This window comes from Mesorhizobium sp. M7A.F.Ca.US.002.01.1.1 (assembly GCF_004022955.1).
GTDB classification, from domain to species: domain Bacteria; phylum Pseudomonadota; class Alphaproteobacteria; order Rhizobiales; family Rhizobiaceae; genus Mesorhizobium; species Mesorhizobium ciceri.
Genome location: NZ_RZQE01000235.1, coordinates 1 through 8,869 on the forward strand (window position 1 = coordinate 1; position 8,869 = coordinate 8,869).

Below are 8,869 nucleotides of genomic sequence, written 5' to 3' on the forward strand. Positions count from 1 at the left end.
GGACAACACCGAACTCAAGGCCAAGATCGACAAGGCGCTTTGCGAGCTGATCGCGGACGGCTCGGTCGGCAAGGCAAGCCAGAAATGGTTCAAGACGGACATTTCCCGGCCCTGCAAATAACGCTCGCATGCGCCCGGATCTCCGGGCGCATGCACTTCATTGGCACGACAAGACTAGGGCAACTCAGATGGAATTCGGTCTCTGGCAGGTTTGGGAAGCGGGTTGGGTGACCGCCATCCTGCGTGGCGCGTCGATAACGATCCTGGTGGGTCTCGTCAGCATGGCGGCCGGGCTGGTGATCGGCATTGTCTGCGGCTTGATCAAATGGGCCCGGATATTTCCGCTCTCGCTGCTCGTTGATGCCTATACCTCGCTGGTGCGCGGCGTGCCCGAGCTGCTCATCATCTACCTCCTGTTTTTCAGTTCGGTTGAATTCGTGACCAAGGTCGTGACCGCTTTCGGCTATGCCGGGGTCGCGGAGAGCGGCTATGCGTTCGTCATCGCGGTCATCGCCATCGGCGCGATCTCCGGCGCCTATTCGACCGAGGTCGTGCGCGGGGCCCTGGGCGCGATCCCCAATGGGCATATCGAGGCCGCGCGCGCGCTCGGGCTATCGGGCGGCCGGATCTTTCGCCGCATCATCGCGCCGCAGATGCTGCGCATCGCGGTTCCCGGAATCAACAACGTCTGGCAGACCACGATCAAGGACACGGCCCTGGTCTCGGTGGTCGGCCTTCAGGAGCTGATGCGCATTTCTTTCATTGGCGCCAATTCCACCCGCCACCCGTTCATCTTCTACCTGATCGCGGCTGTGGTTTATCTGGCCATTACGCTCGTCAGCCAGGCCGGGTTCGACGCCATCGAACGCCTACTCAGGGTGAGGACGAGAAAGTAGTTATGATGGATCTCATCCAGCTAGCGGTTCCCGTCCTGCTCAAGGGCCTGTGGGTCACAGCGGCACTAACGTTCGTCTCGGTGCTGATCGGCTTCAATCTGGGCCTCGGTTTGGCGCTGATGCGGCTGTCGTCGAACCGCTTCCTGTCAGGCTTTGCCAAATATTATTCCAATGTCTTTCGCGGGACGCCACTGCTGGTGCAGATTTTCCTGTTCTATTACGGGCTTGGCCAACTTTCCCTGATCAAGGACAACGCAGCTCTGTGGTGGTTGATCAGCGACGGCGCGCGCTGCGCCGTGCTGGCGCTTGCGCTGAACACGGCTGCCTACACGTCGGAGATCCTGCGCGGCGGATTGATGTCGGTTCCGGTTGGCCTCGTCGAAGCGGCGCAGGCATGCGGCATGTCGCGCATGCTGCGGTTCCGGCGCATCGAGTTTCCGCTCGCCATCCGCCAGGCGCTGCCGGCCTATGGCAATGAGCTCATCCTGGTCGTCAAGGGGACCAGCCTTGCCTCGACGATCACGGTGCTCGAAATCACCGGCTACGCCAAGCGGCTGATGAGCCAGACCTTCGCAATCTTCGAGATCTTCGCCATTGCCGGCGTGCTCTACCTTGTGATCAATCTGCTGTTGATCGCGATCATCCGCGCCACAGAGCGTTTTCTCATGCGTCACGAGGCCTCCTCTGGCCGAGATCTGGCAGCGCCGCAACCAAATCGATCGACCGTGGGTTCGTGACGCCCCTGCTAAGATAGAGCGATCCCAAACCAATTGTCACTGACGGTCGAGTGGCTACTCGTCAGTCGTTGGAAACAAGGCCGGCGAGAAGCGAGTAGTTTTCACGACGTCTCTGACTAAGATCCAATTTCATTGGACGCTGAATGCCCGAGATAAAATGGGTGACCGATCGTCTCGCTTTAGATCACTGCTTCCTCGAGAAACGGCTCGTTGCGATCTATGCGCTCGTAACAGAACGGCGAAAGATCGAGCGTCTGGAAAGCCCCGTGAACGATAAGTTCTGAAACGGCCCGGCCCACGGCTGGCGACTGTTGCAGCCCGTGCCCCGAGAAGCCGTTGGCAAACATGAAATTGGTCACCTGCGGGTGGAAGCCGACGATGCCGTTGTGGTCGAGCATGTTGTACTCGTAGTGGCCGGTCCAACTGGTCTGGACCTTGAGTGCGTCGAAAGACGGAATGCGGTGCCAGAGTGCCGGCCAGATGTAGTCGTCGAACTCTTCATGGTGCATTTCAAAGTCGTCGTAGCCGGCCGGTCCGTCGCCTTGCGGCGTGTTGCCGGTGAGAAAAAGCTCGCCTTCGGGACGCACGAATGTTCCGGAAAGGTCGATGACATTGGGCATCCGGCCGGGGATCGGGTTGGCGCTGGCGAAGACGAAGCTGTAGCGCTTGTAGGGCGCGACCGGGATCGACAGGCCGGCCATGGCGGCCACCTGCTGAGCGCGCGGGCCCGCGGCGTTGACCAATGTTCCGCAGGCAACCGTCTGTCCGGTCGCGAGGCGCACCGAGATGACCCGCCCATCGGCGATATCCAGCCCTGTCACGGCATTGTCGATATACTCGACGCCGCTGGCGCGGGCTGCGCGGCGGAAACCGTTCATCAGCCCCACGGAATCGAACCAGCCCTCTTCCCTGGCCCCCCAGGAACCGCCACCGAGATCCTCCACATTGAGCCAGGGGAAGCGATCCTTCAGCGGGCCCGGCTCAAGAAACACCGTGTGGGCCCCAAAACTGCGTTGCAGATCGACGCGCTCGCGGGCCGCTTTGACGCCGTCGGGTGAACAGCAGTAAAGATACCCATGCTCCTTGAAGCCGAGGTCGGGCGCCGGTTCGTCCTTGTAGAAAGGTGCCATACGCTCCTGAAATCCGCGGATGATCTCGATGCCGAACTGGCTGATCTTCACATTGATCGGATTGGAATATTGCTGCCGGATCGCACTGGTGGAGAGCGCCGTCGACGAGAATTCGTAGCTCGAGTCGCGTTCGACCACGAGGATCGAGGCGCCGCTGCCCAGCGCCTGGCTCAGCCAGTAGGCCGTGGACGAACCGATGACGGCGCCGCCGACGATGACGATGTCGTAGGCGGTGCGTGACGGCGCTTTGTACCGGGGGATCGGCATGGCTGTATCTCCGGTCTACTGAGTGAACGAAGCGACCAAGGCATCCGAGCCCCGCGCCAGCAGGCCGAGGTCGGAACCAACGGCAACCATGGTGAAGCCGTCGGCGATGTAGCGGTCGGCATCGGTCTTTGCGGGAGCCAGGATCCCGCTGGCCTTGCCTGCCGCCGTTGCCGCCTTGCGCACCGAGGCGATCGCTTCTTGAACGTGTGCGGCCCCGGGATTGCCCATCGCACCCATATTGGTGGAAAGGTCGCCGGGCCCGACGAAGAGAACGTCGACGCCGTCCACTGCCGCAATTTCCGCGGCATTGGCGACGCCCAATTCATCCTCGATCTGTACCGCGAGAAGCTGCTGCTCACGCGCCTTGGCGTGGTAACCGGCGATGCGACCGAAGCCGTTGGCACGGTGACCGACCGAGAAGCCGCGAAATCCACCAGGCGCATATGTCATAGCCGCGACAATGGCGCGGGCCTGATCGGCCGTCCGCACATTGGGGATCATCAGGCTGCGCGCACCGATATCCAGGGCCTGCTTGATCAGATTGGGATCGTCGGAAGGCAGCCTGACGACGGCCTCGCTGTCGAAGCCGCCCATGACCTGCAACTGGGCCATGATGCTGCGCAGATGGTTGGGGCTATGCTCGCCATCGATCAGCAGCCAGCCGGAGCCCGCGACAATTTCCGTCGTCAGGGCCGAAGCCAGCGAGCACCAGATGCCGATATGGGCCCGGCCGGCCGATACGGCAGCCTTCAGCGTGTTGAGGCGCTCTTGCATTTTGCGGTCGGTCTCCGATGAGCGAAAGGACGTTGAAATTTGTATGATGTCCTATATCATACGGCAATAATTTGCTGCAAGATGTAATACGCACCAACCTTCGTACAGGGGTTCAAGAATGAAGATCGGGTTCATCGGGCTCGGTGTGATGGGAGCACCGATGGCGCACCATCTCGTCGACGCGGGACATGAGATCTTCACGGTCCTGAACCGCTCCCCTCTGCCGAAGGACCTTAGGGCATCGGTCGTCGCCTCTCCTGGCGATGTGGCGCGGATGTCCGAGATCATCGTGACCATGCTGCCCGACACGCCAGATGTGGAGCGTGTCCTGCTTGGAGGAAACGGCGTCCTGGAGGGGCTGTCGGCCGATAAGCTGGTCATCGACATGAGCTCGATCAGCCCTATCGCCACTGCGGAATTCGCAGCGAAACTGCGGCAAGCGGGAGCCGGCTACCTCGACGCCCCGGTCTCGGGCGGTGAGGTCGGCGCCAAGGCGGCGAGCCTCACCATCATGGTCGGCGGGCCGACCGCAGAGTTCGAGCGCGCGCTGCCGATCTTTCGGACGCTGGGCAAGAACATCACCTTGATCGGCGAGCACAATGGCGCCGGCCAGACCTGCAAGATCGCAAATCAGATCATCGTCGCGCTCAACATAGAGGCCGTGGCGGAAGCGCTCGTCTTTGCCAGCAAGGCCGGTTGCGACCCGGCAAAGGTGCGCGCCGCGCTGATGGGCGGCTTTGCCTCGTCCCGCGTGCTGGAGGTGCATGGCGAGCGCATGATCGCCCGGACCTTCGCCCCGGGCTTTCGCATGCGGCTTCACCAGAAGGATCTCAACCTCGCGCTCGAAAGCGCCCGCGCGCTTGGCGTCTCGCTGCCGAACACCGCGATGGCGCAACAACTGATGAGCGCCTGCTCAGCCCGACCAGGCGGCGCGGAGGCCGACCACTCGTCCCTCGTCCAGGCGCTGGAGATCCTCAGCGGCCACGAACTGTCAAAAGAAAAGGAGTAAAACCGATGCGCGGAACCGGCAAGGCCGAGATCTTCGTGATGCTGGCCCATCCCGTGGCCCATGCCAAGAGCCCCGGCATATTCAACGAGATCTTCGAGCAGAAGGGCCTCGACAGCCTCATGGTGCCCTTGAGCTGCCGCCCGGAGGATTTCGAGGCCTTCTGGGCCGGCATTACGGCAGCCGAGAATATCAGGGGCGTGATCATCTCGGTGCCGTACAAGGTTGCGGTCTATCACAAATGCACCGCCGCTCACGACCGCGCCGCGAGGGTGCAGAGCGCCAATTCCGTGCGCCGGCTGCCCGATGGCAGCTGGTACGCCGACAATTTCGACGGCGTCGGCTTTATCGATGGCCTCAAGGCAGGCGGACATGAGATTGCCGGCCGCCGCATCCTTCAGGTCGGCGCCGGCGGCGCCGGCGCGTCCCTGGCCTATTGTCTTGCCGAAGCCGGTGCCGAGGAAATCCGCTTGGCCGACATCGATACCGGTCGCGCCGAAAAACTGGCGGCGCTGGTCGCGCAGGTCTTCCCGAAATGCCGCATCCAGGTTGGAGAGGCCGAGCCTTCCGGCATGCATATGGCGATCAACGCCACGCCGGTCGGCATGCACGCCGGCGACCCGCTGCCGCTGGATGTGAGCCGGCTGACCCCGGACATGACGGTCGTCGACATCATCATGGAGCCCGCCGAGACCCCCCTGCTAAAGGCGGCGAAAGAGATTGGCTGCCGCATTCAGCCGGGGCGCCCGATGATGGATTTCCAGGTCCGGGCCATGTCCGAATTCTTCGACATCGAAGGCAAAGGTCGCGGCAATGGCTGAGACATTGACGGCCGTCGTCATCGGCGGCACTTCCGGCATCGGACGCGCGATAGCGCTGCGCTTCGCCGAGGACGGCTACCATCTGGTGGTCGCCGGCAGGGATGCGGCACGGGGCGATGAGGCGGTTGGCGCCTGCGCGGCGGTCGGCGCACCGCGCGCGCTGTTTGTCCAGACCGATGTCGCCGAATCCGGCTCGGTGGAAGCGCTGGCGCAGGCCGTCAGCGACGCGTTCGGTACCCCGCACGTCGTCGTCAACTGCGCCGGCATCCTGCAGAGTGGCAAGCACGTCCTCGACCAGGATCTGGACGAAGACGAGAGGATGTGGCGAGTGAACTATCGCGGCACCTTGCTGGGTTGCCAGGTGTTCGGTCGGCTGATGTCGGCTGCCGGGCGAGGCGCGATCCTGAACGTCGGCTCGCTTGCCTCCTTCGCGCCGCTGTCCCTGCCCGCCTACACGCCCGGAAAGCATGCCGTCCTGGCCTTGACCCAGATCCTGGCCGCCGAGCTCGGTCCGCACGGCGTACGCGTCAATGCGGTGGCACCCGGCTACACGCTTTCGGACGGGCTGAAAGCCAGGATCGCCAAGGGTGAGCGCAACCCCGAAGCCATCCAGGCGACCACCGCGCTGCGCCGCTTCGTCGAGCCGCGCGACGTTGCCGAGGCCGCACTGTTCCTCTGCTCCGACCGGGCCGCATCGATAACCGGCGTCACCCTGCCCGTCGACGCCGGCTGGCTCGTTCAGGCGCCCTACGCACAATATCTGCAGGGAAACCCCATCCGCCAGACGCCGGCAATCTGACCCCATCCGGCGGAGGCCGGAAATCTGACCCATCCGGCGGAGGCCGGAAATCTGACAAGGACAATCCAATGAGTGACATCAAGCGCTTCGACTTCGACACCCGCATCCACCACGGGGTCATCCACAATGGCACCCTCTACCTCACCGGCCAGGTCGCAAAGCCGGGTCAGTCCGCAGCCGACCAGATGCGCGAGGCGCTTGGCAAGGTCGACGTCCTGCTTGCCAAGGCCGGTACGGACAAGACACGCATCCTTCACGTGCAGATGTGGCTGGACGACATCAGGGATTTCGACGAGGTCAACACGGTCTGGGACGGATGGATGCCGAAGGAGCATGCACCCGCGCGCTCTTCCGGCGAAGGACGGATGGCCAAGCCTGGAATGCTGGTCGAGCTGATCGTCACCGCGGCGGTTTGAATGGCCTTGCCGGTTCGGGCATCATCGCGAATCTGGCTAAGGGGAGACTGATGACGAAGCGCAAACCGCTTTCCACTGTCGTGGCGGAGAGTCTGTCCGAAAAGATCCGTTCCGGATCTCTGCTTCCCGGCGCGCAATTGCCGACCGAGGCGGAGCTTTGTGCCGAGTACGACGTCAGCCGGACGGTGGTGCGGGAAGCGGTGGCGCGATTGCGCTCCGAAGGGATGGTGGTGCCGCAGCAGGGCCGCGGCATGTTCGTCAGCGAAACGCCGGCGCCGCGCAATTTCTCGATACCGGACGAGGCGCTGAGGACCTTGCCGGAAACCATTGCCCTGCTCGAACTGAGATTGAGTGTCGAGGTGGAGTCCGCCGGGCTATGCGCGGAACGGCGCACCGATGCGGAGGCGAGTGGAATCCGAGCCCTGATGGAACAGGTCGACGCCCAGCAAGCGGATCCCGCTGTCGTCCAGATCCACTACGACTATGATTTCCATCTGGCGATCGCCAAAGCCGCGCGCAACGAATTCATCCACGGCTTCCTGAGCTATCTCAGGCCGATGATCGTTCCACGCTTTCAACTGGGCTACGTGGTCACGCCGGCGCTCAAGGACAGCTATTACGCACGCATTCACAACGAGCACAAAACCATCGTGGATGCCATCGAAAGGCAGGACGGTCGTGCCGCTCGCCAGGCCATGCGCAAGCATCTGCACAACAGCCTCGGGCGTGTGCGCGCTTTGGCACGGGCTTCGGGCGTCGCGGCGACAGAGGCAGAGCAGCAGGCGGCTGCGGCCTCGCTCTTTACCGATATGAAAAGACCTGTTTCGACCGGCGGATAGGCCCCGGCTTCGATCACCCAGGCATTCGCACTCACTCAAATTAGCCACGTATTGCGAAAGCCATGTTTTTGCTCCGCCAGCTGACCTGAACCGTTTCCCACAGGCTGAGAACATCGTTTTCCCGTCGTTTCCTTCGGTTTTCAGCCTCGGCGCCGAGGTCACCACCTGTCCAGGTTTCGGGCGGGAGAAGAGAATTCGAAAGTTTATCTTTCCTTTTTGCTGGTTTTCTTGGTTTTGCGGCATCGGCCCAGGCCGCAGACTGAATCAGGCAATCAGGGAAGCCAACGTGACGACAGCCTTCATCACAGGTGCAACAAGCGGCATAGGGCGGGCCATGGCGATCGCACTGAGCGACGCCGGCTACGATGTCTATGCGGTCGGGCGCAGCCAGGCCGCGCTCAAGGCGTTGCAGGCCGAGCGATCCGGCATCGTGCCCATCGCCGTCGACGTGACCGATCGCGAGGCGCTGGAAGCTGTTCTGGCGGATCTGACCATCGACGTGCTGATCAACAATGCCGGGATCATGCCACCGTTGGGCAATTTCGCCGACATGAAAATCTCCGACATCGACACCACGCTGGAGGTCAACCTCAGCGCGGCAATCCTGCTTACCCGCCTCGTCGTTCGGCAGATGCGCGAGCGGCAGGCTGGCCACATCCTGTTCACCGGCTCCACCGCGGGCCACGCGGCATATTCCAACATTGCCGTCTATTCGGCCACCAAGGCGGCGATATCAGGCTTTGCCGCCGCGTTGCGCGCCGACCTCTCCCCATCAGGCGTCCGTGTCACCGAGATCGTCGCCGGCCGTGTCGAGACGCAGCTCTACCAGGACATCCTCGACGCAAAGGCGCGCGCGGCCATGTACGCCAGCAAAGTGGTGCAGCCGGATGACGTGGCCAGAATGGTGGTCGCGGTACTCGGCCTGCCCGCATGGGCCGACGTTACCCGTTTCGACATCATGCCGACATGGCCAACCTCGCCAAGCGGCACCAAGTAAGGAAAAACTGGAATGAAGGATCTTTCCGTTCTGATCGTAGGCGGCGGCGCTGGCCTCGGCGCGCTTTTGGCCAGGATGGCTGTAGAGGCCGGGGCTGCAAAGATCGGCATCATCGACATCAACCAGGACGCCGCCGAAGCCGCTCTCGCCCCGGCAAAGGCCAACGGCCTGCCGACAGCGACCGCCC

At 62.8% G+C, this 8,869-nt stretch carries 10 protein-coding genes; 8 read left to right on the forward strand and 2 right to left on the reverse strand.

The window, feature by feature from the left end:
* Positions 1-188 precede the first annotated feature (188 nt).
* Together EN932_RS21305 and EN932_RS21310 are read left to right on the forward strand one after the other, a co-directional pair.
* Positions 189-896, forward strand: coding sequence for an ABC transporter permease subunit (locus EN932_RS21305; protein WP_164753458.1), 708 nt, complete (start codon positions 189-191; stop codon positions 894-896).
* A gap of 5 nt (positions 897-901) precedes the next feature.
* On the forward strand, positions 902-1,633 hold the full coding sequence (locus tag EN932_RS21310) for an ABC transporter permease (protein WP_164890559.1): 732 nt from the start codon (positions 902-904) through the stop codon (positions 1,631-1,633).
* Positions 1,634-1,812: 179 nt separating this feature from the next.
* Here the strand turns inward: EN932_RS21310 and EN932_RS21315 are convergent, their stop codons facing one another.
* Together EN932_RS21315 and EN932_RS21320 are read right to left on the reverse strand one after the other, a co-directional pair.
* The gene (locus EN932_RS21315) at positions 1,813-3,030 is read right to left on the reverse strand and encodes an FAD-dependent oxidoreductase (RefSeq protein ID WP_013530410.1); all 1,218 of its coding nucleotides are present in this window, start codon (positions 3,028-3,030) and stop codon (positions 1,813-1,815) included.
* 15 nt (positions 3,031-3,045) lie between these two features.
* On the reverse strand, positions 3,046-3,804 hold the full coding sequence (locus EN932_RS21320; RefSeq protein ID WP_128338486.1) for an HpcH/HpaI aldolase/citrate lyase family protein: 759 nt from the start codon (positions 3,802-3,804) through the stop codon (positions 3,046-3,048).
* Between the two features lie 118 nt (positions 3,805-3,922).
* Between EN932_RS21320 and EN932_RS21325 the strand changes: the two genes are divergently transcribed.
* From EN932_RS21325 to EN932_RS21350, 6 genes are all read left to right on the forward strand, one after another.
* Complete coding sequence (locus tag EN932_RS21325) at positions 3,923-4,813, forward strand: 2-hydroxy-3-oxopropionate reductase (protein WP_064992566.1); 891 nt, start codon at positions 3,923-3,925, stop codon at positions 4,811-4,813.
* 5 nt (positions 4,814-4,818) lie between these two features.
* Positions 4,819-5,631, forward strand: a complete 813-nt coding sequence (locus EN932_RS21330) for a shikimate dehydrogenase (RefSeq protein ID WP_013530407.1) — start codon at positions 4,819-4,821, stop codon at positions 5,629-5,631.
* On the forward strand, positions 5,624-6,430 hold the full coding sequence (locus EN932_RS21335; RefSeq protein ID WP_063168722.1) for an SDR family oxidoreductase: 807 nt from the start codon (positions 5,624-5,626) through the stop codon (positions 6,428-6,430). The genes EN932_RS21330 and EN932_RS21335 overlap by 8 nt, the downstream gene beginning before the upstream one ends.
* Before the next feature lie 68 nt (positions 6,431-6,498).
* Positions 6,499-6,846 (forward strand): RidA family protein, encoded by a 348-nt coding sequence (locus EN932_RS21340; RefSeq protein WP_013530405.1) that lies wholly within the window; start codon positions 6,499-6,501, stop codon positions 6,844-6,846.
* A 50-nt stretch (positions 6,847-6,896) separates the two neighbouring features.
* Positions 6,897-7,685, forward strand: a complete 789-nt coding sequence (locus EN932_RS21345; RefSeq protein ID WP_164753459.1) for a FadR/GntR family transcriptional regulator — start codon at positions 6,897-6,899, stop codon at positions 7,683-7,685.
* Between the two features lie 286 nt (positions 7,686-7,971).
* Positions 7,972-8,682 (forward strand): SDR family oxidoreductase, encoded by a 711-nt coding sequence (locus EN932_RS21350; protein ID WP_127367978.1) that lies wholly within the window; start codon positions 7,972-7,974, stop codon positions 8,680-8,682.
* Positions 8,683-8,869: the final 187 nt, after the last annotated feature.

What these genes read in the sequence shown, in the direction of transcription:
- EN932_RS21305 (WP_164753458.1), top strand. Translation starts at nt 189, where the DNA reads ATGGAATTCGGTCTCTGGCAGGTTTGGGAAGCGGGTTGGGTGACCGCC.
- EN932_RS21310 (WP_164890559.1), top strand. Translation starts at nt 902, where the DNA reads ATGGATCTCATCCAGCTAGCGGTTCCCGTCCTGCTCAAGGGCCTGTGG.
- EN932_RS21315 (WP_013530410.1), bottom strand. Translation starts at nt 3,030, where the DNA reads ATGCCGATCCCCCGGTACAAAGCGCCGTCACGCACCGCCTACGACATC.
- EN932_RS21320 (WP_128338486.1), bottom strand. Translation starts at nt 3,804, where the DNA reads ATGCAAGAGCGCCTCAACACGCTGAAGGCTGCCGTATCGGCCGGCCGG.
- EN932_RS21325 (WP_064992566.1), top strand. Translation starts at nt 3,923, where the DNA reads ATGAAGATCGGGTTCATCGGGCTCGGTGTGATGGGAGCACCGATGGCG.
- EN932_RS21330 (WP_013530407.1), top strand. Translation starts at nt 4,819, where the DNA reads ATGCGCGGAACCGGCAAGGCCGAGATCTTCGTGATGCTGGCCCATCCC.
- EN932_RS21335 (WP_063168722.1), top strand. Translation starts at nt 5,624, where the DNA reads ATGGCTGAGACATTGACGGCCGTCGTCATCGGCGGCACTTCCGGCATC.
- EN932_RS21340 (WP_013530405.1), top strand. Translation starts at nt 6,499, where the DNA reads ATGAGTGACATCAAGCGCTTCGACTTCGACACCCGCATCCACCACGGG.
- EN932_RS21345 (WP_164753459.1), top strand. Translation starts at nt 6,897, where the DNA reads ATGACGAAGCGCAAACCGCTTTCCACTGTCGTGGCGGAGAGTCTGTCC.